Below are 23,369 nucleotides of genomic sequence, written 5' to 3' on the forward strand. Positions count from 1 at the left end.
CTGCTCACGCATGCGTAGGGCTGTGGAGCGCTTTTCACGCTGTTCTTGGGGGCTGAGTTTGCACGGCCAGCCGACCTACGTTCGCCTTAGAAGCTGCGCCCCAGATTCATATAGAGTGCCTGTTCGTCCTCGTCGTTGAACCCGTAGCTGAAATTCAGCGGGCCCAGCGGCGTGTCATAGCCGACGAAGATGCTGGCCGCATTGACGTAGCCGCTGTCGAACGTGTTGTCGTTGTTCCAGGCGCGGCCACGTTCGAGCGATCCGCCGAGGTAAACCGGGAAATCGAGCGGCAGGAAGGCGCGTGGCGTCATGCGGCGGTAATAGACCATGCGCGCCAGGCTGATGTTCTGCCCCGAGAGGGCGTCCTGGCGGAAGCCGGACAGCTGCCGCGCGCCGCCGAGCAGGAAGCTCGAGGTCACCACTTCGGCATCGTCCAGGGTGCGGCCGTAGCGCCCGCCGAACACCCAGGTATTGGCCTGGTGGCTAAAGGCCTTGTCCAGGGCGAGGTTCCATTGCCGGTAGCGCTGGTCGGAGCTCAGGCTCGGGTCGTACTGGCGCAGGGTCAGGCGGATGTCCTCGCCTTCGCGCGGGAAGTCGACGTTGTCCAGCGTGTCGAACGAGTACTGCAGCTCGTAATAGCCCTCGGTGAAGCTGAAGTCCGGCAGGTCGCGCTCGCCGACCCGCACGTCGGCTTCGCCCCAGGCCTGGCCGATACCGAAGCGGATCTCGCCGTTGTTGGCGATCTGCCGGCCGACGTTGAGGCCATAGCCATAGCGCTGCAGGCGGTACTCGGCGATCGGATCGTTGTCGAGAATGGCCTCGACGTTCTGTGCCTCAATGAACGCATTGGGCGCGACGAACCAGCGCGAGCCGGCATCCAGCGGCTGGTAGAACTCGCTGTAGAGTTCCTGCCGATCGCCCAGTTGCAAGCGCGTCAGCCATTCGGCGCCGAGCTGGTTGATGCCGTTCTTGCGGTAGCTGGCACCCAGGTTGAACACGCTGTCGCCATGGAAATCGTCGGACAGGCTCAGGCCGAGGCGCAGGTAATCGGTGCCCGAACGCTTCTCGCGGGCATTGATCACCAGCGTGTTGCCGAGTTCGCGACGCTGCACGCGATACTCGACGCGCTCGAAATAGTCCAGGCCGTAGAGCGTGCCCATGTCCTTCTGCAGGTCCTCCAGGTCCAGCGGTTCACCGAGCCGCTGGCGAATATGCCGGCGGATCACCGCGTCGCTGACCTTGGAATCGTTCTCCACCTTGATCGCGGTGATCACCGGCGTGCGGGGGTCGCTCGAGCGGGCCAGGCTCAGTGCCGGGTTGCCACTGGCCGGACTGCGCATCTCGGCCAGGCGACCCTGCTGGGCCAGCGTGGCGCGATAACCGGCATCGAGCAACTGTTCGGCGCGGCCGAAATCGGTGGAGCCGTAGCCGGCCAGTGGCGGCTGGATCAGCAGGTCCTGGGGGAGCAGGGTGGCCAGTTGCTCCGCGGAATTGCGCCGGGTCATCATGGTGATCGACTGGTTGAGCACGTCGACGACCGTGAGCAGCTCCTTGCGCGGCTTCAGCGGGGTGCCGATGTCCACCACGATGAGGCGGTCGACGCCCATGTCACGGGCCACGTCCATCGGGATGTTGTCGACCATGCCGCCGTCCACCAGCAGGCGGCCGTCGACTTCCACCGGCGCGAACACCGCCGGGATCGACATGCTGGCGCGAATGACCTGGGGCAGATGGCCGCTGCGGAAGATCACTTTCTCGTCGTTGGCGATGTCCGTGGCCACGGCGCGGAAGGGGATCGGCAACTGGTCGAAATCGCGGGTGTCGCTGGCATGTACCAACAGGCGCTCCAGCAGCAGGGCGAGGTTCTGCCCCTGGATCACGCCCAGCGGCAGGCCGAGGCTGCCGTCGTCGCGGAAGCTGAGCTTCTGCTTGATGAGGAAGTCACGATCGTCCTGCTTGCGCCGATAGGGAATGTCCTGGCGGGGCGGGTCGTCGGAAAGCACCTGTTGCCAGTCCAGCGTCAGCGCCAGCCGCTCCAGCTCCGCGACGCTGTAACCGGCCGCATACAGCCCGCCGATCACCGCGCCCATGCTGGTTCCGGCGATGGCGTCGATGCGCACCCCCTGTTCTTCCAGAGCCTTGAGCACGCCGACATGCGCCAGCCCGCGCGCAGCGCCGCCGGACAATACCAGGCCGATCTTCGGCGTCGCCGGTTGCTCGGCGGCGTAGCAGATCGAAGGGAGCAACAACAGCAAGGCGATGAACAGGCGGTGCATGGCAGAACCGGGCGGGGGAGGGGAAAGGGGGCTATTATAGGCCGCCGCAGAACTCTCGGAGCTGCCCTCATGACCGAAGCGAAGCCGGAAATCGTCATCACCTATTGCACCCAGTGCCAATGGCTGCTGCGCGCGGCCTGGCTGGCCCAGGAGCTGCTCTCGACCTTCGCCGACGACCTCGGTCGCGTCTGCCTGGTGCCCGCCAGCGGCGGGACGTTCCACATCGCCTGCGACGGCGTGCAGATCTGGGAGCGCAAGCGCGACGGCGGTTTTCCCGAAGCGAGGGAACTCAAGCAGCGCGTGCGCGACCGGATCGATCCTCAGCGCTCGCTGGGGCATAACGATCGCTGAGCCAGGGACAGTTCCACTTTCGATCACGAACTAACGATACTGGCCCGCCGCATCCTGCACCTCGTCCGGCCTGTCGATAACGATTCGGGTACGCAGCCAGCGGGCGAACTCGGCTTCGTCGATGGAGCCTTCGGCCAGGCCGAGGTATTGCGGATAGAGTTCAAGGTCATCGGCCAGCAATTTGCCGTTGTTGAGTTCGATGAATACTTCACACAGCACGGCAGCGGTCCGTTTGTTGCCGTCGACGAAAGGATGGTTGCGGGCCAGACCGAACGCCAGGCTGGCGGCGAGATCGGTCAGGTCCGGCGCGGGTTCGCCATAGGCATGGAGTTGCTGCGGTCGAGCCAGGGCCGAGTCGAGCAGGCCTTCGTCGCGTACGCCGCTACCCCCGCCATGCTCGGCGAGTTGGCGGTCGTGAATGGCCAGGGCCAGCGCCTTGCCGATCCAGACGATCATGTCGTGATCCTCATTGCGCGAGTTTATGCAGCAGGGTGCGGCGTTTGCGCATGACCTGCTCGGCCACTTCCATCTGCTCGGCCAGCGTGGGGTCGAATACGCTGAGTTTGAGGCCGTCCGGTGTTTCCAGCGCGTACAGCTCGTCTCCCTTCTCCAGGCGCAGGCGCGCCAGTATTTCCTTCGGCAGGATGACACCAGCGGAATTACCGATGGAGGTGATCTTGAGTTTCATGGCGGGAGCCTCTGAAATGACGTTAGTACGGATGGTATAACCAGGCGCCGGCAGCGTGCAATGAACGCTGCCTTCGAGGGCCAAATATTCCGGGTGGGCAATGAATGCGGATTCCCCTTTGTGCACCATCGTAGGAGCCCGCTTGCGGGCGAACCGCGGCGGCGCACAGCGCCGATCGCCGGCAAGGACTCGGCGTCCCCCCGGCTCCTACAATCAAAGCGCGCGAGATCCGCGCAATGAGCGCCAGTTCGTGGGCTGAAGCCCACAGGCTGAATCAATGCCCTTGTCGGGCGGAAAGAAAAGTCGCCAGCAGGATCAGCGCGCCGCCGGCGAGCATCCGCAGCGAGGGTTGCTCGGCGAACAGCAGCCAGGCAAAGGCGATGCCGTAGACCGGCTCGAGGGCGAAGACCACGGACGCGGTGCGGGCCTTGAGCAACCTCAGGCTGGCGACGAACAGGCTGTGCGCGACACCGGTGCAGAAGACGCCGAGCAGGCCGATCCACAGCCAGTCGAGGGGGCGCACCTGGGGCAGGGCGGGCCATACGAACGGCAGCAGGACGGCGATGATGGCCGCGTTCTGCCACAGCGATGCCTGCATCGGATTGAGGCCCTGGACGGTGGCGCGGTTGGCCAGCGACAGCAGGGCGAACAGCAGGCCCGAGGCCACACCCAGCAGCAGGCCGAAGGTGGCTTCGCTGCCGATGTCGAAGTGGGGCGTGACCAGCACCAGGCCGATGCTCACCAGCGCCACCACGCCCCATTCGGCGCGGCGTATCCGCTCGCCGAACAGCAGCCCTTCGAGCAGCACGGTGAAGGCGGGAAAGCTGGCGAAGCCGAGGGTGGCCACTGCCACGCCGGCGATCTTCACCGACTCGAAGAAGGTCAGCCAGTGACCGCACAGGAGCAGGCCGGAGCCGAGCAACTGGACCACCTGCCGCGCACTGGGGTGGCGCTCGCCGTTGCGCCGGCGCGCCACTGGCGCCAGCGACAGCACGGCGAACAGCGCGCGGCCGAAGACGATGACCAGCGGCCCGGCCAGGGCCAGCTTGCCGAATATCCCGGCCAGGCCGAAGGCCAGGGCGCCCACGTGCAGGCCGAGCAGTGCCTGATGCCGGGTCATGCCGGGCACTCGGCGCTGGAGGCGGAACCCTGCGTTCCGGGCCCGTTGAAAAAGTTTTCCCAGGTGATTCGCGCCATCTGCCCACTCCCGTTCAATGGCGGCAATCTAGCGCGGCCGCGCTGCGGCTGTCTGTCGTTTCAGTGATGGCTTTTGTCGCGCAACTCGCGCCGCAATTCACGCGGCGTGCAGCCGAACGCGCGGCCCAGCGCGGCGGTGAAGGCGCTTTGCGAGGCGTAGCCCACCCGTGCGGCGATCTCGCCGACCGGCAGCCGGCTGTCGCGCAGCAGCGCATGGCCCTGGCGCAGGCGGTGCTGGCGGACATATTCCATCGGCGTGAGGCCGGTTTCGGCGACGAAGCGGGCGTGCAGGCGCGCGACGGAAAGGCCGGCGAGGCGAGCCAGGTCGCCGACTTGCAGGGGGTGGCCGAGATGACGAGCGATGTGCGCGTCGATCGCCGCCAGGGGCAGCGGGGACCGCTCGCCTGCCGGTTCACAGCCGCCGCTCAGGCACGCCAGCAGCAGCGTCGTACCCTGTTCGGCGATGACCGGGTCGTTGATCGGGCTGGCCGCCAGCCAGTTGACCAGTTGCTGCTGGGCCGGCGACAGGCGCAGGGTGTCGGGACGCTCGAGCAGGCGCAGGCTGGGTTCGGCATGCTGGCCGAGGCGTTCACGCAGCCAGGCCTCGGGCGGCACGTCGACGACCAGGCAATGGCTACCGCTCGGGCTGCCGCAAGCATGATGGGTCGTGGCTGGAACGACCGCGAGCAATTGCTGGCCGATGCGGCTGCCGCGTCCGGCGATTTCGAAGTCGAGCTGTCCGCGCAGGCCGAATACCAGTTGCACGTGCTCATGGCTATGGGCGATCTGATCGTGGCTGTAGTGGCGAAGCGAAAGAATCGGCGGCATGACGGCCTCGATGCGTGTTCCGGTCCGCCCGCGGCAGACGGGCAGGTTGCTCAGAGGATGACCTTGTCGCGCAGCTTCTCGGCGGCCTGCTGCAGCGCCTGGATCACGCGCTCCTTGTCGAAGTTCTGTATGCCATTGGTGTCGAGGTACATGGAGAAGCCCGGCAGTTCGTGTTCGACGAAGCTGCAGGTCGCACCGAGGTCGCGGCGGAAGTCGACCACCTGGTAGATCTGCACCGGCCGCGAGAAGCCCTTGACGCTGATCTGGCCCTTGTCGCGGCACATGATCACGTCCTTGATCAGTGAATAGGTTTCGTGGGCGACGAGGATCTCGCTGGCTTCGGCCGCGCTTTCCAGGCGGCTGGCGAGGTTCACTTCGCGGCCGATGATGGTGTAGTCCATGCGCGTGTCGGCGCCGAAGTTGCCCACGGTGCAATAGCCGGTATTGATGCCCATGCGGATCTCCATCGGCCGGGTGATGCCCTGGGCGCGCCACTGCTGGCGCAGCACCTTCATGTGCTTGCGCATGGCGATGGCCATGGAGACGGCAGCCACCGCGTCCTTCTTGGCGCCCTGGCTGGTGGGGTCGCCGAAGAACACCATCACGCAGTCGCCGACGAACTTGTCGATGGTGCCGCCGTACTTGAGGGCGATCTTCGACATTTCGTTGAGGTAGTTGTTGAGCAGGTCGGTCAGGGCTTCGGCTTCCAGTTCTTCGGACAGCTCGGTGAAACCCTTGATGTCCGAGAAGAATACCGTCAGCCGCTTGCGCTGGGTTTCCAGGCGTACGCTGCGCTTGCCGGAGAAGATCGACTCCCAGACCTGCGGGGAGAGGTACTTCGCCAGGTTGCGTGCCAGGCGCGCGGCCTTGGCCTGCTCCATCTCGATTTCCTTGCGCGCCTGGGCCAGCCCTAGACCCTGCTGGTGGACGTAGTAGGCCGTGGCGCAGACGTAGAGGGTGGTGAACAGGATGCTCACCAGCGACACCAGGGTGGGCGTGGTGTCCTTGATCTCCATGGGCACCAGCAGGCTGGTAAGGCCGATGCCGAGCCCTACGCAGGGCAGCGCCAGCATCAGGTCGCGCATGCTGCCGATCACCAGGGCGCTGAAGCCGAGGGTGAGCAGGAACATCAGGCTCGGCACCACCGAGAAACCCAGCAGGAAGATGCCGAAGCCGGCGTTCAGCGCATCCAGGCAGAGCAGAACCTGCGAGGTGCGCTCGGGATGCTCGCGCTTGAAGTGATAGCTCAGGTGGTAGGCCAGATGCGGATAGAGCAGGGCATAGGGGACCATCCACAGCAGGTCCATCGAGAAATACTGGGTGTAGGTACCTGCCGCAAGGGTCGCGGCGCAGGCCAGGTAGGCGAGCACACGGGAGTAGTACTCGCGCAACGGGCGAGTGGCGAGGCCATTGCGGCGCTCAACCATGATGGAGGTCATGTATGTGTACGATCCCTGGTAGGTTTTCGACGCCTTTTTCTATGCGCCTTGCAGACTTCAACTGGCCTCGAACGGGCTCGCCGTGCAGGAAACGGCGAGCGGTCGGAATCGACAGCGTTCAGTCTCGCCGCTACAGCGTGCCGGCTCGGCGGTAGGCCGGCCCGTGCAGCAGCCGGCTGATCATAACCAAGCGACGCCGCATCGCCAAACCAAGCTCGAAAATCGGCGGCGACAGAGATCGGATCTGCCGTCGCCGTGGCACTCAGAAGCGGATGCGCCCGGTGAGCATGTCCTTGAGCATGACCCAGTCGCCGAGAAAGCTGTAGAGCGGATACTGGAACGTCGCCGGGCGGTTCTTCTCGAAGACGAAGTGGCCGACCCAGGCGAACCCGTAGCCGGCCAGTGGCATCGCCAGCAGCCACAACCATTGCTGGGTGAGCAAGGCATAGCCCAGGATGACCAAGACCAGCAGGCTACCGAGGTAATGCAGGCGGCGGCAGGTCGGGTTGCTGTGCTCGGCCAGGTAGAACGGATAGAAATCGGCAAAGCGGGTGAAGCGTTCGGCGGTTTGCGTACTCATGGCGGACCTCCTGTTATTGTCTGCGGCAGTTTAGGCGCGGCGCGCGTTGCGGGCCATGGGCGATGACTGTCAGTTTAGTCGTGCCAGCGGTACCGGGGCTTGCGGGAAATCGCTGGCTCGCCGATCAAGCCACATGCAGCGTGTGGGCAAGGCGACGCTTGCGCCAGGCGAAGCTCTGGAACCTGTAGCCCGCCGCGCAGCCATAGCTAGCAACAGGCTTCGTCTCATCGATAGAGGGATTCACCTTGGCCACCAGCTTGCTTGCCCTGATCGACGATATCGCGACGGTGCTGGATGACGTATCGCTCATGACCAAGGTCGCGGCGAAGAAAACCGCGGGCGTGCTCGGTGACGACCTCGCGCTGAATGCCCAGCAGGTAACCGGGGTGAAGGCCGACCGCGAGCTGCCGGTGGTCTGGGCCGTGGCCAAGGGGTCGCTGCGCAACAAGGCGATCCTGGTGCCCGCCGCGTTGCTGATCAGCGCCTTCGTTCCCTGGGCGATCACGCCGTTGCTGATGCTCGGCGGCGCCTTTCTTTGCTACGAAGGCTTCGAGAAGCTGGCGCACCGCTTCCTGCACGACGACCGTGCGATGCACGACGAGACCGTGAAGGCGCTGGCCGACCCGGCGGTGGATATGGTGGCGTTCGAGCGGAGCAAGATAAGCGGCGCGGTGCGTACCGACTTCATCCTGTCGGCGGAAATCATTGCCATCACCCTGGGTACGGTCGCGGCAGCGTCGTTCTCGCAGCAGGTGGCGGTGCTGGTGGGGATCGCCATCCTCATGACCATCGGCGTCTATGGCCTGGTGGCTGGCATCGTCAAGCTCGACGACCTCGGGCTGGCGCTGAGCAGGCGTGCCGGCGGCCTGGCCAGCGCCATCGGGCGGGGCATCCTGCGCGTCGCCCCCTGGCTGATGAAGTCGCTATCGGTCATCGGCACCGCGGCGATGTTCATGGTCGGCGGCGGCATCCTCACCCATGGCATCCGTGCCGTGCATCACTTCATCGAGACCAGCGCGCAGGATGCCCTCGGGCTGCCCTACATCGGCGCGGTGCTGGGTGGTCTGCTGCCGACGCTGCTCGATGCGACGTTCGGCATCGTTGCCGGCGGCGTCGTACTGGCGCTGGTGACGCTCGGCAGCCGCCTGTTCAAGCGCGATTCCGGTGCGGCCGCCTAAGCCGCCTGATCAGTGCCGCCAGAATGCCGGGGTCAGCAACACCAGCACGGTGATGATTTCCAGCCGCCCAAGCAGCATGCCCAGCGACAGCAGCCACTTGGCGGTGTCCGGCAGCGTGGAGAAGTTGCCGGCCGGGCCGATGATGGTGCCCAGGCCCGGGCCGACGTTGCACACCGCGGTGGCGGCTCCGGTAAGGGCCGTGATCGGATCGAGCCCCAGCAGGGCCAGGCATAGCGCCAGCACGCCGATGGTCATGGTGAAGAAGAACGAGAAGGTGAGGATCGAGCGGACGATTTCCTCGTCGAGGTTGTGCCCATTGTATTGCTGGCGGATCACCGCCCGCGGGTGAATCAACTGCTTGAAGTTGGCGCGCAGCAGCGAGTAGGCGACCTGGAAGCGGAACATCTTCAGCCCGCCGGAGGTCGAGCCCGAGCAGCCGCCGACGAACGTGAGATAGAAGAAGGCCATCACTGCGAAACCGCCCCACTGGCTGTAGTCGTCGACCGCGAAGCCGGTGGTGGTGACCACCGAGACCACGCTGAAGGTGACGATGCGCAGGGCATCCAGCGCTTCGATGTCATGGTTCAGCCAGTACCAGCCACTGAACAGCAGGCTGGTGATCGCCAGCATCAGCACAAAGCCCCGTACCTGCTGATCTCGGAAAAGCGCCGTGCGGTGGCCGCGTAGCGTCGTGACATACAGGGTGAACGGCAGGCTGCCGAGGATCATGAAGAAGACCGCCACCCAATGGGCTGCCGCTCCGAACTTGCCCATCGAGGCATCGGAAGTGGAAAAGCCGCCCGTCGAGACGGTCGACATCGCATGGTTGATGGCATCGAACATACTCATGCCGGTCAGCAGGAATGCCACGAATGCCGCCAGCGTGAACACCAGGTAGATGGCGATGAGATACCTGCCTGCCACATGCGAGCGCGGCATGACCTTCTCCGACCAGTCGGAGGATTCGGTCTGGAACAGCCGCATGCCACCGATGCGCAGCATCGGCAGGATGGCGATCGCCATGCCGATGAAGCCGATGCCCCCGAGCCAATGCAGCAGCGAACGCCACATGAGCAGGCCGGGCGAGGCGCTGTCCAGCCCCGACAGTACGGTCGCGCCCGTGGTGGTGATGCCGGACATGGTTTCGAAGAAGGCGTCCGAGTAGCTGATGTGCTGGATGAGCATGAGCGGCAGCGCGGCGAAGCAGCAGACCACCACCCAACTGACGGTCGTCAGGAAATACATGTCCCGCGGACGCAGGTGAGTATTGGCCGGGCGCCCGGGGGCCACCAGGGCGAAACCGCAGGAGAAGGTGATCAGGCTCGCCCAGATGAACGCCTGCAGGTCGTCGGTGCGCTCGAAGGCCAGCAGCGTCAGCATCGGGATGATCATGCTGACTGCCAGGGTGATCAGGAATATGCCGAGAATGAAACCGATGATGCGCAGGGTCGGCAGGGCCATGAGTGGTGCTCGGCACGGGAAAAAGCGGACATTCTACTCGTGTCGTGATGGCAGTAAACCGCCCGCATGGGGCCGCGGAGAATGTTTTCAGCGCAGCCCCGGCAGCCTCTTCCCAAGGCCGTCGCGATGAATAGAATAGCCGTCCGGGCGCCGGCCCATTCCGGTATCTGGGTGTTCACCTTCCATGTCCATCGACAATCCCTGCCTTACGTGCGGCGCCTGCTGCGCGTTCTTTCGTGTGTCCTTCTATTTCGGTGAATGCGTGTCCTCGGGCGGAGTGGTCCCCGATCACCTGACGGTCCAGGTCGCGCCGTTCCATGTGGCCATGCTCGGCACCGAGGCCAAGCCCGCCCGTTGCGTGGGTCTGCTCGGGGACGTCGGATGCGCTGTTCGTTGCACTCTGTACGAGCAGCGCTCGAGCACCTGTCGCGACTTCGAGGCGTCCTGGGCGAACGGGGAGCACAACGTGCATTGCGACGCCGCGCGTGCCGCCCATGGCTTGCCACCGCTGGTACCGCCGCTGCAGCCGCAGCTCTCGCCGGATCGGGTGGCTTGAGGCGCAAGGACCATTGCCGAGGTCGGTATGGCTCGGTGAGTAACGATCCTTTGCATCTTGGCGGGGAAAGGCGGGCTCTGATCGCGTGCATAGGCCCGATATGCGGGCGATCGGACGCACGCCGGTAGGTTGGCGCTGAGCGCAGTGAAGCCCGACAGGTACTGGCATAGTGCGTTGGGCTTCGTCGCTTCGCTTCTCAACCCAACGGATGATCGCCTATGCCCAACACACCTATTGGGTGAGCGGCGATGGAGCGAAGCGCGTAACGAACCCGGAGTGAATCGCAGGGCTGTATGCAGGGCCAAGCGTTTTTGCGGGCTTGTCCCGGTCGCCCGGCAGGGCGAAACCATGCCATCGAGCAACTCGGTCAATTGTTTTGAAAGCAATGCTTTCATCCAATGGCAACACCCAAACTTGCCCGCCCGGCAGGTAACCGAACATCGCAGGGCAGCGATGCTCGTGAATTCCCTGATATCCCGCCATCACTCGCGCTGAAACCTCGACAGACCCTAGAATGTCCGACCCGTTTAGGAGGTAATGGATGGACGCTCTGGACCTGCTGCTCAACCGCGTTTCCGTCACACGGCTCGGTGACCCCGCGCCCGATGCCGCGCAACTCGATCTGCTGTTTCGCGCCGCGCTGCGCGCGCCGGATCACGCACAGCTGCATCCCTGGCGGTTTTTGACCGTCGAAGGCGATGCGCGCCAACGGCTCGGCGAATTGTTCGCTGCGGCGTTGCGGGCGCGTGATCCGAACGCCTCGGCGGAGGCCCTGCAGAAGGCGCGCAACATGCCCCTGCGCGCGCCGCTGCTGATCGTGGCCATCGCCTGCTTGCAGGCGCATCCCAAGGTGCCGGAAAGCGAGCAACTGCTGGCTGCCGGCTGTGCGGCCCACGGTATCCTGCTGGCCGCGCATGCGCAGGGAATCGGTGCCGTATGGCGTACCGGCGATTTCGCCTACGACCCGCACGTGACGCAAGGCCTGGGTGTGGGTGAGCACGAGCGGATGCTGGGCTTCCTCTACCTGGGCACGCCCGAGGGGCGGCTGCGTAGCGCGCCGGTGCTCGAGCCGCAGGATTTCGTCGCGGCCTGGGCTGGCGGGCGCTGATTACTGGGCGTCGCTCAACGGCAGGCGCAGGCTGGCGATGAAGCCGCCATCGGGATGATTGGCCAGGCGCAACTGGCCGCCATGACGCTCCGCGGCGCGGCGGGCGATCGCGAGACCGAGGCCGTGCCCGGCGGCGGTTTGGCCAGGTGCGCGGAAGAACGGCTCGCTCAGTTGCGGCAGGTGTTCGTCGGCCACGCCGGGGCCATGGTCGCGGACGCTCAGCACCAGGCCGTCGGCATCCCGCTGCGCACGCAGTTCGATCGGTACGCCCTCGGGATTGAAGCGCAGTGCGTTGCGCAACAGGTTGTCCAGGGCGCGTTCGAGCATTTCCGTCCAGCCTGACAGGCTGATGCCGGGTTCCACCTGGCTATCGATGCGTTGCCCTGGCGCCACGATGCGGGCGTTTTCCTTCAATCGCTCGAACATCGACGGCAGGTCGACGTCGGCGGCCGCGCCGGGCTCGGCATCCAGGCGTGACAGTTCGAGAATTTCGCTGATCAGGGCTTCCAGTCGATCGCATTCCTTGGCCAGGCGTGGCCAGATCACTTCGCGCTCGCTCGGGCTGGCGCGCTCGGCCAGGGCCAGGGCGATGCGCAGGCGAGCCAGCGGTGAGCGCAGCTCGTGGGAAACGTCCCGCAAAAGCTGGCGCTGGCTGCCGATCAGCGTCTGCAAGCGCGCGCCCATGCGGTTGAAGTCGCTGGCCAGCACGCCGAGTTCATCACGGCGTTTGGCCAGCCGCGCCAGGGACTGCTGCTGATAGGTGGTCTGGCCCAGGTCGTGTACCGCACCGCGCAAACGGTCCAGCGGGCGCGTGATCGAGAGGGTCAGCATCAGGCTGAAACCGGTCAGCACCACCAGCGCGATGCCCAGCGCGCTGAGCGGCCAGAACAGGCTGCCGCGATGCCAGGCCTGCAGCTCGGGGTGCGGGATGCGGTAGATGAACAGATAGGTTTCACCACTGGTCGGGCTGGTGTAATCGGCGGTCAGGCGGCGCCAGGGCAACTGGCGGTCATGGTTGCGCTGACGCGCCTCGTAGGCGGCGGCGCGTGCCGGGAAGGTGCCACGGATGATCGGCTGGCCGTTTTCGGCAAGGACCTGCACGTCGACATGAGAGCGCTGGCGGTGCTCCTCCAGCAGCCGCTGCGCGGCCTGTGGCCCGTGTCGCTCGTAGACACTGGTCCAGGTTTCGGCGAGGCCCTGCACCGAGGGGTGGCGGCTGAGAATCCAGGCGTCCTGGTTCAGCGCATGGCCGAGCAGCATGGCCAGTCCGGCGACCAGCGCGATGGCCAGCCAGAACGTCGCGAGTATGCGCCAGAACAGTGATCGCACCGGGTCTCTCCACGGCAAAGCCCGGTCAGCCCCGCGCCGTCGTCATGTGCAACGGGTTGGGGCTGCCGGGCAGGTTGTCGGATGGTCTATCGATCAGTTCTGCTGATCGCGTTCGGTCTTCCATTGGCGGAATTCGGCGCGTTCGGCGCGCTTTTCTTCCATTTTCTTCAGGCCTTCGTCGAAGGCCTTCTGCTGCTCGGGCTTGAGCAGCGCACGCATGCTCTGACGGGTCTTGTCATGGCTGGCCTTGAGTTCGTCCTGCATGGCCTTGCGCTCGGCGTCGGGCAGCTTGGCCAGGTAGCGCTGGGTGATCTCGTGGCGCTGCTTCATCTGCTCGCCCATCAGCTTGTGCATTTCGCGCTGCTGTTCCTTGCTCAGGTCCAGTTGATGGAACATGTGCGGGGCTTTCTTCCCGCCGTGGTGGTCGTCATGCATGCCGCCCGGCATGGCGAAGGCGAGGGTGGGCAGGGCAGCGGTGAACAGCAGGGCAACGAGTGATTTGCGCATCATGATGAATCTCTCCTATGTAGGGAAACCGGCCCGGCCGCGGCGACATCGGCGATGTCCTTTCCCGGCGGCTGGTCTGTGACCGGATGAGTTCAGTCTAGGGGGCGCAAGGTCAAGCGCGGTCAGGCCTGGGTAAAGCCTCGGTAAAGAGATCAGCCGGCGTAAAGATAGCCACGGCTGCGCAACGCGACGATGCGCGGGCTGCCGTCGGCATGCGGGCCGAGCTTGCGCCGCAGGTTGCTGACGTGCATGTCCAGGCTGCGATCGTAGAGGGTCAGCTTGCGGCCCAGCGCATGCTGGGCCAGGGCCTGCTTGTCGATCGGCTCGCCGGGCTGGGCCAGCAGCGCTTCGAGAATCCGTCCTTCGGACAGCGTCAGGCTGACGTCGTGGCCGGCGACGCTGGCGACGCCGCGCGCCGGGCTGTAGCACAGGTCGCCCAGCTCCAGCTGGCTGGGCGCGGCGGCTGGCTGGCTGCGGCGCAGTACCGCACGCAGGCGCGCGGTGAGCTCGCGCGGATCGCAGGGTTTGGCCAGGTAATCGTCGGCGCCGAGTTCGAGGCCGAGGATGCGGTCCAGCGGTTCGCCGCGGCCGGACAGCATGAGCACCGGCAGGTCGGGGTGCTCGCTGCGCAATTGCTTGAGCAGTTCCAGGCCGCTGCCGTCAGGCAGCATGACGTCGAGCACCACGGCTGCGGGCTGGTGCTGCGCCAGCGCCGCGCGGGCGCTCTGGCCATCGTGGCAGGCATGGGCGACGAACCCTTCCTGGGCGAGCCAGCTGACCAGCAGCTCGCACAGTTCACGGTCGTCATCGATCAGCAGCAGTTCGCTCATGTCGGGTCGTTACGCTCAGTTGATCCACTGGCGTCGGCGGCGGTCGCGCGTCACCAGCAGGCCGAGGAGGAAGCTGACAACGCCTACGCCGCCGCCGACCACGAACCACCGTTGCTGTTCGGTCAGCAGCGCCGGGGCGACCTTGGCCTGCTCTGCCTGCAACTGCAGACGCAAGCGCTGATTCTCTTCACGCAGGCGCAGCAGCAGACCTTCCACCGCATCGGTGGCGTGCGCCGCGGGTGGCACGTCTTCGTCGGCATAGGGCTCCGCCTGCTCGGACGCTTCCGGCAGCGGGGACGGGGCAGACTCTTGCGCATGCAGCGCGGGGGCAAGCAGGCTCAGGGCAAGCAGCAGAGAAAGCGGGCCTTGGCGCATCGGAACTCCTTTTTCCTTCTACGGGGCCGTGGAACGTGACGGCCGGACGAATTCGCAATCCCTGTTGTCGGTTCAGGGCAGCACTTTCTTGAAGGGCTTCACCAGCACGCTCACGTAGACGCCGGCGGCCTTGTAAGGGTCGGCATCGGCCCACTGCTGGGCAGCTTCCAGGGAGTCGAACTCGGCGACCACCAGGCTGCCGGTGAAACCCGCCTCGCCGGGATCGTTGCTGTCGATCGCCGGGTGCGGGCCGGCCAGCACCAGGCGGCCTTCGTTCTTGAGCTGCTCCAGGCGCGCAAGGTGGGCCGGTCGGGCGGCCAGGCGTTCCGGCAGGGAATTCGGGGCGTCGGTGGCAATAACGGCGTAGAGCATGGTCATTCCTCGATAGCGTGGGTTTCGTCTGCATGACGGGAGAAGATAAAAGCCCTGGTCGCGGATGAACAGCGGGGCAGATTGAATCCGATGTCGCTGGGGCGTGCGACACCGCGCAGTAGCGGCCATGCGCCATGCAGCGCGGCATCATAGCAAACCGTGCGTGCCGCGAAACCGTCTATCTGGACCGGACGAGCGACATCGGCATGGCACGCCGTTCACGAACGATGGTCGAATCGAGACAGTTCGCCTGGGTCGCTGACGATCCATGGCATGGACCGATGCCGACGGTGCGAGCCAAAGGCCCGATGCGGCGTTAGACTAGCCGCGTTCGTGCCTGATCGACTCGGCCTCTCGGCAGGCGAGCCGGTGCCGGCTGATGTTGCCACCGGCGGCTCATGGCCTTTTTCCGAGGTGCCCCACCTCCCTGGAGTGCATTACTAGATGGTTGTCGATCTGCATTGCCACAGCACCGCTTCGGATGGCGTGCTCGCGCCGGCCAGGCTGGTGGAACGCGCCCACGCCCGCGGCGTCGAGCTGCTGGCACTCACCGACCACGATACCGTCGACGGTCTCGACGAGGCCCGGGCGGCTGCGCAGGCGCTGGGGCTGCAACTGGTCAACGGGATCGAGCTGTCGTGCCTGTGGAGCGGGGCTACCATTCATGTATTGGGTTACGGTTTCGCCAGCGATGCACCGGCGCTGCAGCGGGCGATCGCCGAACTGCATGACGGTCGCTGGCGCCGTGCGGAGTTGATCGCCCAGCGGCTCGAAGCCAAGGGCATGCCGGGGGCGCTGCAAGGCGCCCGCGCGGTTCAGCAGGAACTCGGCGACAGCGGCAACGCGCCGGCGCGTCCGCATTTCGCCGAGTTCCTGGTGCGCGCCGGGCATGCACGCGACCGCGCCGAGGCGTTTCGCAAATGGCTGGGCTCGGGCAAGCTCGGCGACGTGAAGCAGCATTGGCCGAGCCTCGAGCAGACGCTGGCGACGCTGCGCGAAGCGGGCGCGTGGGTCAGCCTCGCGCACCCCTGGCAGTACGAGTTCACCCGTAGCAAGCGCCGGCGGCTGGTGGTGGATTTCGCCCGGGCCGGCGGGCACGCGCTGGAAGTGGTCAATGGCATGCAGCCGCTGGAGCAGGTGGGCGGGCTGTCGATCCTGGCGCGCGAGTTCGGGCTGATGGCCACGGTGGGCAGCGATTTCCACGCCCCTGGCGACTGGTCGGAGCTGGGGCTTTATCGCGCCCTGCCTGCCGATCTGTCACCGCTTTGGAGACATTTCGATCATGAGTGCCGCATATCTGCTGCCAGCTGAACAGGGAGTTGCCATGAGTCAGTTCTTCCAGATCCATCCGGACAACCCGCAGCCGCGCCTGATCAAGCAGGCCGTGGATATCATCCGCAAGGGCGGGGTGGTGGTCTATCCCACCGATTCGAGCTATGCCCTGGGCTGCTCGATCGGCAACAAGGCCGGTATCGAACGCATCCGCCGCCTGCGCCAGCTCGACGACAAGCACAATTTCACCCTGGCCTGTCGCGACCTGTCGCAGCTGGGGCTGTTCGCCAAGGTCGATACCGCCGCCTTCCGCCTGCTCAAGACGCACCTGCCGGGGCCGTACACCATCATCCTGCCGGCCACCCGCGAAGTGCCGCGCATGCTGCTGCATCCCAAGCGCCGCACCATCGGCCTGCGCGTGCCGGCGCAGCCGATCGCCCAGGCATTGCTGGAGGAACTGGGCGAGCCGCTGATGAGCGTCAGCCTGATCCTGCCCGGCGAGGAGCTGCCGATGAGCGACCCTTATGAAATCCGCGAGGCGCTGGAACATCAGGTGGACCTGATCATCGACGGCGGGTACGGTGGCGTCGAGGCTTCCACGGTGGTCAGCCTGGTGGACGACCGGCCGCAAGTGCTGCGGGTCGGCTGCGGCGACCCGGAACCCTTCGCGGCCTGAAGGTGAGCATGCCCGCACAACATCGATCAAGGACACACTTTTGAGCTTCATGGATTCACAGCGGCGCGTGGTTTCCGGCATGCGACCGAGCGGCCGGCTCCATCTCGGCCACTACCACGGCGTGCTGAAGAACTGGGTCAGGCTGCAGCACGAGTATCAATGTTTCTTCTGCATCGTCGACTGGCATGCGCTGACCACCGACTACGAAACCTCCGGCGACATCGCCCAGAACGTCATGGACATGGCGGTGGACTGGCTGGCCGCCGGGGTCAGCCCGAGCTCGGCGACGCTGTTCATCCAGTCGCAGGTCCCCGAACACGCCGAGCTGCACCTGCTGCTGTCGATGATCTGCCCGCTGGGCTGGCTGGAGCGTGTGCCGTCCTACAAGGAACTGCAGCAGCACCTGCAGCACAAGGATCTGGAGACCTATGGGTTTCTCGGCTATCCGCTGCTGCAGGCCGCGGACATCCTGCTCTATCGTGCCGGGCTGGTGCCGGTCGGCGCCGACCAGCTGCCGCATATCGAGTTCGCCCGTGACGTGGCGCGCCGCTTCAACCATCTGTACGGGCGTGAGGACGATTTCGAGAGCAAGGCCGAGGCGGCGATCCGCAAGCTCGGCAAGAAGACCTCGAAACTCTACGTCAACCTGCGCAGGAGCTATCAGGAACAGGGCGACGTCGAGGCATTGAACACCGCCCGTGCCATCCTCAAGGAGCAGCAGACCATCACCCTCGGCGACCAGGAGCGGCTGTACGGCTACCTGGAGGGCTGCGGCAGGCTGCTGTTGCCCGAGCCGCAGGCGCTGCTCGGCGACGCGCCGAAGATTTCCGGCCTGGATGGCGGCAAGATGGCCAAGTCCAACGGCAACGCCATCTACCTGCGCGACACCCCCGGCGAGATCGAAGAGAAGATCCGCCGCATGCCCACCGATCCGGCACGCGTGCATCGCGGCGATCCCGGCGAACCGACGCGTTGCCCGGTGTGGCAGATGCATCTGGTGCACTCCGAAGACGCCGTCTGCCAGTGGGCCGAGCAGGGTTGTCGCAGTGCCGGCATCGGCTGCCTGGAATGCAAGGCGCCGCTGATCGACGCGATCAAGGCCGATCTCGCGCCGCTGCAGGAGCGCGCGCTGGATTACGAGCAGAATCCCGATCTGGTGCGCAGCATCCTCGCCGAAGGCGCCGAACATGCCCGCGACGAGGCCCGCGAGACCCTGATCGACGTGCGCCAGGCCATGGGCCTGAACTACCGCTGAGCGCGGCACGCACCGCCCCTTTGGAGAGGCCGCATGCAACAAACCGAGGTGCAGAACGCCGAATCGATCCAGCCCGGCGAGCAGCTGCGGCTGGCGCTGGTCTATGGTGAGGCGGTCACCGAGCTGCCGCTGGATCTGTATATTCCGCCGGATGCCCTGGAGGTCTTTCTCGAAGCCTTCGAGGGGCCGCTGGACCTACTGCTCTATCTGATCCGCAAGCAGAACATCGATATCCTCGACATCCCGGTAGCGGAGATCACCCGCCAGTACATGGGTTACGTCGAGCTGATGAAGTCGGTGCGCCTGGAGCTGGCGGCCGAGTATCTGGTGATGGCCGCGATGCTCGCCGAGATCAAGTCGCGCATGCTGCTGCCGCGCTCGGCCGAGGTCGCCGAGGAAGAAGACGACCCGCGCGCCGAACTGATCCGCCGCCTGCAGGAGTACGAGCGCTTCAAGGCTGCGGCCGAGGACCTCGACGAGTTGCCGCGGGTCGGTCGCGAGCTGCAGGTGCCGCGCCTCGATGCGCCGCAGGCGCGGGCGCGCAAGCTGCTGCCGGACGTCAGCCTGGAGGAGCTGCTGGTGTCCATGGCCGAGGTGCTGCGCCGTGCCGACATGTTCGAAAGCCACCAGGTCACCCGCGAGGCGCTGTCGACCCGCGAGCGCATGAGCGAGGTGCTCGAGCGCCTCAAGGGCGGCGGCTTCGTTCCGTTCGTCACGCTGTTCCGCGTCGAGGAAGGGCGGCTCGGCGTGGTGGTGACCTTCATGGCGGTGCTCGAGCTGATCAAGGAATCGCTGGTCGAGCTGGTGCAGAATGAGCCCTTCGCGCCGATCCATGTACGCGGCCGCACCGAATAGACCGGCGCGGCGCACCCGCACAACTGTTGAGGTAGCACCCCGTGGACCTTTCCGATCCCAAGGATCTGGCTTCGCTGCTCGAAGCCTTTCTGCTTGCCAGCGGCAAGCCGCTTTCACTGGAGCGCCTGGGCGAGCTGTTCGAAGAGGGCGAGCGGCCGTCTTCGGCACAGTTGAAAAAGGCCCTGGAGGTCCTGGAGAAATCCTGCAAGGGTCGTGCGTTCGAACTCAAGGAAGTCGCCAGTGGGTATCGGCTGCAGGTGCGCGAGCGCTTCTCGCCCTGGGTCGGCCGGCTCTGGGAGGAGCGGCCGCAGCGCTACTCGCGCGCGCTGCTGGAAACCCTGGCGCTGATCGCCTACCGCCAGCCCATCACTCGCGGTGAGATCGAGGACATCCGCGGCGTCGCGGTCAACAGCCAGATCGTCAAGACGCTGCAGGAGCGCGAGTGGATTCGCGTCGTCGGCCATCGTGACGTGCCGGGGCGGCCGGCGATGTTCGCCACCACCCGCCAGTTTCTCGATCACTTCAACCTGAAGAACCTCGACGAACTGCCGCCGCTCGCCGTGCTGCGCGAGATGGAGCCCGAGTTGCGGCCGGTGCTCGACGAGGAGGACGCGACCGTGCCCGCCGCGCTGCAGGCACGCGCCGACGTGGCGGCGCAGGAGGCAGAGACGGAACCGCGCGAACAGACCAGCTTCCGCAGTCTGCTGGCCGAGCTGGACGGCATGGAGCAGGGGCTCAAGACGGACTTCGACGACCTGCTGGAAGTCGAGGCCTCGCCGGAGGACGACGAGCCGGCGCAATGAGCGCCGGCTTTGGGGGATGGCGTTGGGCATTTTGCACCACCGTAGGAGCCCGCTTGCGGGCGAACCGTGGTGGCGTGCAGTGATCGCCCGCAAGCGGGCTCCTACAACTAAGTGCCATGCCGTTCGCCTTGCCCGACGTGGATAAGCCGCACGCGGCGTTATCCACCCTACCGGTCTTGGTGTTTTTACAGTTCGTAGGGTGGGCAACGGCGAAGCCTTGCCCACGCGTCCGGTGGGCGCAAACGCGGAGTACCCTTCTTGCACACCGTAGGAGCCCGCTTGCGGGCGAACCGCGGCGGTGCGCAGCGCCGATCGCCGGCAAGCCGGCTCCTACAAGAAGCGCCATGCCGTTCGCCTTGCTCTCGTGCCCGCGGTGGATAAGCCGCACGCGGCGTTATCCACCCTGCCGGTCTTGGCGTTTTTACAGGCATCGTAGGGGCGCGAAAGCGCGCGGCTGGCGGATACGGGCGCCGAGCGGTCGCAGCTTCGAACGGCGCGTCGGAACGCCAACCGATCCCGGATGGTTTATGGTTGTCTGAATCACCGAACAGTTGACACGGTTGGCACCCGATCAACCGACACTCGATTGTCCCAGCAGGAGTAAGGCATGCATCCGCGAGTTCTGGAAGTCACCGAGCGCCTGGTCGAGCGCAGCCGCAAGACCCGCGAGCGCTATCTGGCGATGATGGCCGCCGCGGCCGGCGAAGGCCCGCAACGGGGCAAGCTGCAATGCGCCAACTTCGCCCATGGTGTCGCCGGTTGCGCCTCGGGCGAGGACAAGCAGCGCCTGCGCCTGATGAACGAGGCCAACGTGGCCATCGTCTCGGCCTACAACGACATGCTCTCGGCGCACCAGCCCTACGAGCACTTTCCCGAACTGATCAAGCAGGCGTTGCGCGAGGTCGGCTCGGTGGGCCAGTTCGCCGGTGGCGTGCCGGCCATGTGCGACGGCGTGACCCAGGGCGAGGCGGGCATGGAGATGAGCCTGGCCAGCCGCGAGGTGATCGCCATGAGCACCGCCGTCGCGCTGTCGCACAACATGTTCGACGCCGCGCTGATGCTCGGCATCTGCGACAAGATCGTCCCCGGCCTGATGATCGGCGCGCTGCGCTTCGGTCACTTGCCGACGGTTTTCGTGCCGGGCGGGCCGATGCCGTCGGGCATCCCCAACAAGGCAAAGGCCGAGGTGCGCCAGCGCTACGCCGAGGGCAAGGCCAGCCGCGAGGAGCTGCTGGAATCGGAAATGAAGTCCTACCACAGTCCCGGAACCTGCACCTTCTACGGCACCGCCAACACCAACCAGGTGGTGATGGAGATCATGGGCCTGCACCTGCCGGGCGCGTCCTTCGTCAATCCCTATACCCCCCTGCGCGACGCCCTGACCCGCGAAGCGGCGCGGCAGGTGACCCGGCTGACCGCCCAGGCCGGCAGTTATACGCCGCTGTGCCGGATCGTCGACGAGAAGGCCATCGTCAATTCCGTGGTCGCGCTCAACGCCACCGGCGGCTCGACCAACCATACCCTGCATATCCCGGCCTTCGCCCGCGCCGCCGGTATCCAGCTGACCTGGCAGGACATGGCCGAGCTCTCCGAAGTGGTGCCGACGCTGGCCAAGGTCTATCCCAACGGCCAGGCCGACGTGAACCATTTCCACGCCTGCGGCGGCGTACCGTTCATGGTGCGCACGCTGCTCGATGCCGGGCTGTTGCATGAGGACGTGCATACCGTGGTCGGCAAGGGCCTCACGCGCTACATCCAGGAACCCTTCCTCGACGGCGACCGGCTGGTCTGGCGCGACGGCCCGTTGCAGAGCCTCGACGAGGGCATCCTGCGACCGGCTGCGCGGCCGTTCTCGCCCGAAGGCGGCCTGCGGGTGCTGGAGGGCAACCTCGGGCGCGGTGTGACCAAGGTGTCCGCCGTGGCGCCCGAGCACCGCGTGGTCGAGGCCCCGGCGCGGGTCTTCATCGATCAGAGCGAATTGGCGGCGGCCTTCAAGGCCGGCGAGCTGGAATGCGATTTCATCGCGGTGGTGCGTTTCCAGGGGCCGAAGGCCAACGGCATGCCGGAACTGCACAAGCTCACGCCCTTCCTCGGTGTGTTGCAGGACCGCGGCCACAAGGTGGCGCTGGTCACCGATGGGCGCATGTCCGGCGCGTCGGGCAAGGTCCCGGCGGCCATCCACGTCTGCCCCGAGGCGCTCGATGGCGGGCCGCTGGCGCGGGTGCGCGATGGCGACATCATCCGGGTCGACGGCGAGACCGGTGAGCTGCGGGCACTGGTGGACCAGGCCGTGTGGGACGCACGGGAGCCGGCCGTCCGCCCCGCGGACATGGGCATCGGCTGCGGCCGCGAGCTGTTCGCCTTCATGCGCGCGTCGTTCAGCAGCGCCGAGCGGGGCGCCAGCGCCTTCACCGAGAGTCTGGAGGCGCTCGAGTGAAAACGGCTCTGGTTGGCGACATCGGCGGGACCAACGCCCGCTTCGCCCTCTGGCGCGACCAGCGCATCGAGCAGATCCGGGTGCTGCCGACGGCGGATCATGCCCGCCCCGAACTGGCGATCCTGGCCTATCTGGCCGAGATCGGGCTGCCGCTGGATGCGCTCGACGCGGTCTGCCTGGCCTGCGCCGGGCCGGTGGACGGCGACAGCTTCCGCTTCACCAACAACCACTGGCAGCTGAGCCGCAAGGCGTTCTGTCAGGCGCTGGGGCTGAGCGAGCTGCTGCTGATCAACGACTTCGCCGCCATGGCTCTGGGCATGACGCGCCTGCGCGAGAACGAGCGCGTCACGGTCTGCGCGGGTGAGCCCGAACCGGGCCGGCCGCGCCTGGTCATCGGTCCCGGTACCGGCCTCGGGGTCGCGGCGCTGCTGCCGCTGGAAGGCGGCGGCTGGCGTGCGTTGCCGGGCGAGGGGGGGCATGTCTGCCTGCCGCTCGGGAGCGAGCGTGAAGCGGCGATCTGGGCGTATCTGCACCGTACGCTCGGCCATGTCAGTGCCGAAGCGGTGCTCAGCGGTTCGGGGCTGCTGAGGCTGTATCGGGCCTGCAGTGCGCTGGATGGCCGCGAGGCGCTGCTCGATTCGCCCGCAGGCGTCACCGCCGCCGCGCTCGCCGGCGAGCCCTACGCCGTGGAGGTGCTGCAGCAGTTCTGCCGCTGGCTCGGGCGTATCGCCGGGGACAACGTGCTGACGCTGGGCGCGCGCGGCGGCGTCTATATCGCCGGCGGCATGGTGCCGCGCTTCGCCGAGTTGTTCCTGCGCAGCGACTTCACCCACAGCCTGCGCGACAAGGGCTGCATGAGCGGCTACTTCGACGGGTTGCCGGTGTGGCTGGTGACCGCGGCCTATCCGGGGTTGGAGGGCGCTGGCGTGGCACTGCAGGCGTTGCTCGAGGATACCTAAGGGCGATTGTTGGGCTTCGCTGCGCTCAGCGCCAGCC

At 66.2% G+C, this 23,369-nt stretch carries 24 protein-coding genes; 11 read left to right on the forward strand and 13 right to left on the reverse strand.

Annotated features, from left to right (window positions below):
* Nucleotides 1-86 precede the first annotated feature (86 nt).
* The gene (locus tag IN820_RS13590) at nt 87-2,276 is read right to left on the reverse strand and encodes a patatin-like phospholipase family protein (RefSeq protein ID WP_193681468.1); all 2,190 of its coding nucleotides are present in this window, start codon (nt 2,274-2,276) and stop codon (nt 87-89) included.
* A gap of 69 nt (nt 2,277-2,345) precedes the next feature.
* On the opposite strand from IN820_RS13590, the gene IN820_RS13595 reads away from it, so the two are divergent.
* Entirely contained in the window at nt 2,346-2,627 is a 282-nt protein-coding gene (locus tag IN820_RS13595; RefSeq protein ID WP_193681469.1) for a SelT/SelW/SelH family protein, read from the forward strand.
* A 30-nt stretch (nt 2,628-2,657) separates the two neighbouring features.
* On the opposite strand, the gene IN820_RS13600 is transcribed toward IN820_RS13595, so the two are convergent.
* From IN820_RS13600 to IN820_RS13625, 6 genes are all read right to left on the reverse strand, one after another.
* Complete coding sequence (locus IN820_RS13600; protein WP_193681470.1) at nt 2,658-3,083, reverse strand: type II toxin-antitoxin system death-on-curing family toxin; 426 nt, start codon at nt 3,081-3,083, stop codon at nt 2,658-2,660.
* Nucleotides 3,084-3,093: 10 nt separating this feature from the next.
* Nucleotides 3,094-3,315 (reverse strand): AbrB/MazE/SpoVT family DNA-binding domain-containing protein, encoded by a 222-nt coding sequence (locus IN820_RS13605; protein ID WP_193681471.1) that lies wholly within the window; start codon nt 3,313-3,315, stop codon nt 3,094-3,096.
* A 274-nt stretch (nt 3,316-3,589) separates the two neighbouring features.
* The gene (locus tag IN820_RS13610) at nt 3,590-4,435 is read right to left on the reverse strand and encodes a DMT family transporter (protein ID WP_193681472.1); all 846 of its coding nucleotides are present in this window, start codon (nt 4,433-4,435) and stop codon (nt 3,590-3,592) included.
* Between the two features lie 137 nt (nt 4,436-4,572).
* Nucleotides 4,573-5,331: a helix-turn-helix transcriptional regulator gene (locus IN820_RS13615; RefSeq protein ID WP_193681514.1), complete on the reverse strand. Its 759-nt coding sequence runs from the start codon at nt 5,329-5,331 to the stop codon at nt 4,573-4,575.
* Between the two features lie 59 nt (nt 5,332-5,390).
* Nucleotides 5,391-6,779 (reverse strand): adenylate/guanylate cyclase domain-containing protein, encoded by a 1,389-nt coding sequence (locus IN820_RS13620; RefSeq protein WP_193681473.1) that lies wholly within the window; start codon nt 6,777-6,779, stop codon nt 5,391-5,393.
* 262 nt (nt 6,780-7,041) lie between these two features.
* A complete protein-coding gene (locus IN820_RS13625; RefSeq protein WP_193681474.1) occupies nt 7,042-7,359 on the reverse strand; it encodes an Mpo1-like protein in 318 nt (105 codons plus the stop codon).
* 245 nt (nt 7,360-7,604) lie between these two features.
* Here IN820_RS13625 and IN820_RS13630 point away from each other — a divergent pair, with 245 nt between their 5' ends.
* Nucleotides 7,605-8,537 carry a DUF808 domain-containing protein gene (locus tag IN820_RS13630; RefSeq protein ID WP_193681475.1) on the forward strand — a complete coding sequence of 311 codons (933 nt, stop codon included), beginning with the start codon at nt 7,605-7,607 and terminating at the stop codon, nt 8,535-8,537.
* Nucleotides 8,538-8,546: 9 nt separating this feature from the next.
* On the opposite strand, the gene IN820_RS13635 is transcribed toward IN820_RS13630, so the two are convergent.
* On the reverse strand, nt 8,547-9,998 hold the full coding sequence (locus tag IN820_RS13635; RefSeq protein WP_193681476.1) for a TrkH family potassium uptake protein: 1,452 nt from the start codon (nt 9,996-9,998) through the stop codon (nt 8,547-8,549).
* A gap of 184 nt (nt 9,999-10,182) precedes the next feature.
* On the opposite strand from IN820_RS13635, the gene IN820_RS13640 reads away from it, so the two are divergent.
* Both IN820_RS13640 and IN820_RS13645 read left to right on the forward strand, forming a co-directional pair.
* Nucleotides 10,183-10,554 carry a YkgJ family cysteine cluster protein gene (locus IN820_RS13640; RefSeq protein WP_193681477.1) on the forward strand — a complete coding sequence of 124 codons (372 nt, stop codon included), beginning with the start codon at nt 10,183-10,185 and terminating at the stop codon, nt 10,552-10,554.
* A 541-nt stretch (nt 10,555-11,095) separates the two neighbouring features.
* Complete coding sequence (locus tag IN820_RS13645) at nt 11,096-11,662, forward strand: nitroreductase family protein (protein ID WP_193681478.1); 567 nt, start codon at nt 11,096-11,098, stop codon at nt 11,660-11,662.
* Here IN820_RS13645 and IN820_RS13650 read toward each other — a convergent pair whose 3' ends face one another.
* From IN820_RS13650 to IN820_RS13670, 5 genes are all read right to left on the reverse strand, one after another.
* Nucleotides 11,663-12,991 (reverse strand): sensor histidine kinase, encoded by a 1,329-nt coding sequence (locus IN820_RS13650; RefSeq protein ID WP_193681479.1) that lies wholly within the window; start codon nt 12,989-12,991, stop codon nt 11,663-11,665. It lies immediately after the preceding gene.
* Nucleotides 12,992-13,084: 93 nt separating this feature from the next.
* On the reverse strand, nt 13,085-13,498 hold the full coding sequence (locus IN820_RS13655; protein ID WP_193681515.1) for a Spy/CpxP family protein refolding chaperone: 414 nt from the start codon (nt 13,496-13,498) through the stop codon (nt 13,085-13,087).
* Between the two features lie 152 nt (nt 13,499-13,650).
* Entirely contained in the window at nt 13,651-14,328 is a 678-nt protein-coding gene (locus IN820_RS13660; protein ID WP_193681480.1) for a response regulator transcription factor, read from the reverse strand.
* A gap of 15 nt (nt 14,329-14,343) precedes the next feature.
* Nucleotides 14,344-14,703, reverse strand: a complete 360-nt coding sequence (locus IN820_RS13665) for a hypothetical protein (RefSeq protein WP_193681481.1) — start codon at nt 14,701-14,703, stop codon at nt 14,344-14,346.
* A 72-nt stretch (nt 14,704-14,775) separates the two neighbouring features.
* Nucleotides 14,776-15,075 carry a YciI family protein gene (locus IN820_RS13670; RefSeq protein ID WP_193681482.1) on the reverse strand — a complete coding sequence of 100 codons (300 nt, stop codon included), beginning with the start codon at nt 15,073-15,075 and terminating at the stop codon, nt 14,776-14,778.
* A gap of 444 nt (nt 15,076-15,519) precedes the next feature.
* Here IN820_RS13670 and IN820_RS13675 point away from each other — a divergent pair, with 444 nt between their 5' ends.
* From IN820_RS13675 to IN820_RS13705, 7 genes are all read left to right on the forward strand, one after another.
* Nucleotides 15,520-16,386, forward strand: coding sequence for a PHP domain-containing protein (locus tag IN820_RS13675; protein ID WP_193681483.1), 867 nt, complete (start codon nt 15,520-15,522; stop codon nt 16,384-16,386).
* Between the two features lie 13 nt (nt 16,387-16,399).
* Nucleotides 16,400-17,023 (forward strand): L-threonylcarbamoyladenylate synthase, encoded by a 624-nt coding sequence (locus IN820_RS13680; protein WP_193681484.1) that lies wholly within the window; start codon nt 16,400-16,402, stop codon nt 17,021-17,023.
* A gap of 49 nt (nt 17,024-17,072) precedes the next feature.
* The gene (locus IN820_RS13685) at nt 17,073-18,278 is read left to right on the forward strand and encodes a tryptophan--tRNA ligase (RefSeq protein ID WP_193681516.1); all 1,206 of its coding nucleotides are present in this window, start codon (nt 17,073-17,075) and stop codon (nt 18,276-18,278) included.
* Between the two features lie 156 nt (nt 18,279-18,434).
* The gene (locus IN820_RS13690) at nt 18,435-19,133 is read left to right on the forward strand and encodes a segregation and condensation protein A (protein ID WP_193681517.1); all 699 of its coding nucleotides are present in this window, start codon (nt 18,435-18,437) and stop codon (nt 19,131-19,133) included.
* A gap of 41 nt (nt 19,134-19,174) precedes the next feature.
* Entirely contained in the window at nt 19,175-19,936 is a 762-nt protein-coding gene (scpB, locus tag IN820_RS13695; protein ID WP_193681485.1) for an SMC-Scp complex subunit ScpB, read from the forward strand.
* Nucleotides 19,937-20,543: 607 nt separating this feature from the next.
* Nucleotides 20,544-22,373, forward strand: a complete 1,830-nt coding sequence (gene edd, locus IN820_RS13700; protein ID WP_193681486.1) for a phosphogluconate dehydratase — start codon at nt 20,544-20,546, stop codon at nt 22,371-22,373.
* A complete protein-coding gene (locus tag IN820_RS13705; protein WP_193681487.1) occupies nt 22,370-23,332 on the forward strand; it encodes a glucokinase in 963 nt (320 codons plus the stop codon). Before edd ends, IN820_RS13705 begins: the two co-directional genes overlap by 4 nt.
* The last annotated feature ends 37 nt before the right edge of the window (nt 23,333-23,369 follow it).

The sequence above is a fragment of the Pseudomonas lopnurensis genome, assembly GCF_015070855.1.
Taxonomy (GTDB): Bacteria; Pseudomonadota; Gammaproteobacteria; order Pseudomonadales; family Pseudomonadaceae; genus Stutzerimonas; species Stutzerimonas lopnurensis.

Excerpts from the sequence above, each read along its gene's own strand:
- IN820_RS13655 (WP_193681515.1), bottom strand. The coding sequence starts at position 13,498 with ATGCGCAAATCACTCGTTGCCCTGCTGTTCACCGCTGCCCTGCCCACC.
- IN820_RS13685 (WP_193681516.1), top strand. The coding sequence starts at position 17,073 with ATGGATTCACAGCGGCGCGTGGTTTCCGGCATGCGACCGAGCGGCCGG.
- IN820_RS13595 (WP_193681469.1), top strand. The coding sequence starts at position 2,346 with ATGACCGAAGCGAAGCCGGAAATCGTCATCACCTATTGCACCCAGTGC.
- IN820_RS13610 (WP_193681472.1), bottom strand. The coding sequence starts at position 4,435 with ATGACCCGGCATCAGGCACTGCTCGGCCTGCACGTGGGCGCCCTGGCC.
- IN820_RS13625 (WP_193681474.1), bottom strand. The coding sequence starts at position 7,359 with ATGAGTACGCAAACCGCCGAACGCTTCACCCGCTTTGCCGATTTCTAT.
- IN820_RS13635 (WP_193681476.1), bottom strand. The coding sequence starts at position 9,998 with ATGGCCCTGCCGACCCTGCGCATCATCGGTTTCATTCTCGGCATATTC.
- IN820_RS13620 (WP_193681473.1), bottom strand. The coding sequence starts at position 6,779 with ATGACCTCCATCATGGTTGAGCGCCGCAATGGCCTCGCCACTCGCCCG.
- IN820_RS13590 (WP_193681468.1), bottom strand. The coding sequence starts at position 2,276 with ATGCACCGCCTGTTCATCGCCTTGCTGTTGTTGCTCCCTTCGATCTGC.
- IN820_RS13600 (WP_193681470.1), bottom strand. The coding sequence starts at position 3,083 with ATGATCGTCTGGATCGGCAAGGCGCTGGCCCTGGCCATTCACGACCGC.
- IN820_RS13660 (WP_193681480.1), bottom strand. The coding sequence starts at position 14,328 with ATGAGCGAACTGCTGCTGATCGATGACGACCGTGAACTGTGCGAGCTG.
- IN820_RS13640 (WP_193681477.1), top strand. The coding sequence starts at position 10,183 with ATGTCCATCGACAATCCCTGCCTTACGTGCGGCGCCTGCTGCGCGTTC.
- IN820_RS13645 (WP_193681478.1), top strand. The coding sequence starts at position 11,096 with ATGGACGCTCTGGACCTGCTGCTCAACCGCGTTTCCGTCACACGGCTC.
- IN820_RS13670 (WP_193681482.1), bottom strand. The coding sequence starts at position 15,075 with ATGCTCTACGCCGTTATTGCCACCGACGCCCCGAATTCCCTGCCGGAA.
- edd (WP_193681486.1), top strand. The coding sequence starts at position 20,544 with ATGCATCCGCGAGTTCTGGAAGTCACCGAGCGCCTGGTCGAGCGCAGC.
- IN820_RS13665 (WP_193681481.1), bottom strand. The coding sequence starts at position 14,703 with ATGCGCCAAGGCCCGCTTTCTCTGCTGCTTGCCCTGAGCCTGCTTGCC.
- IN820_RS13680 (WP_193681484.1), top strand. The coding sequence starts at position 16,400 with ATGAGTCAGTTCTTCCAGATCCATCCGGACAACCCGCAGCCGCGCCTG.
- IN820_RS13675 (WP_193681483.1), top strand. The coding sequence starts at position 15,520 with ATGGTTGTCGATCTGCATTGCCACAGCACCGCTTCGGATGGCGTGCTC.
- IN820_RS13605 (WP_193681471.1), bottom strand. The coding sequence starts at position 3,315 with ATGAAACTCAAGATCACCTCCATCGGTAATTCCGCTGGTGTCATCCTG.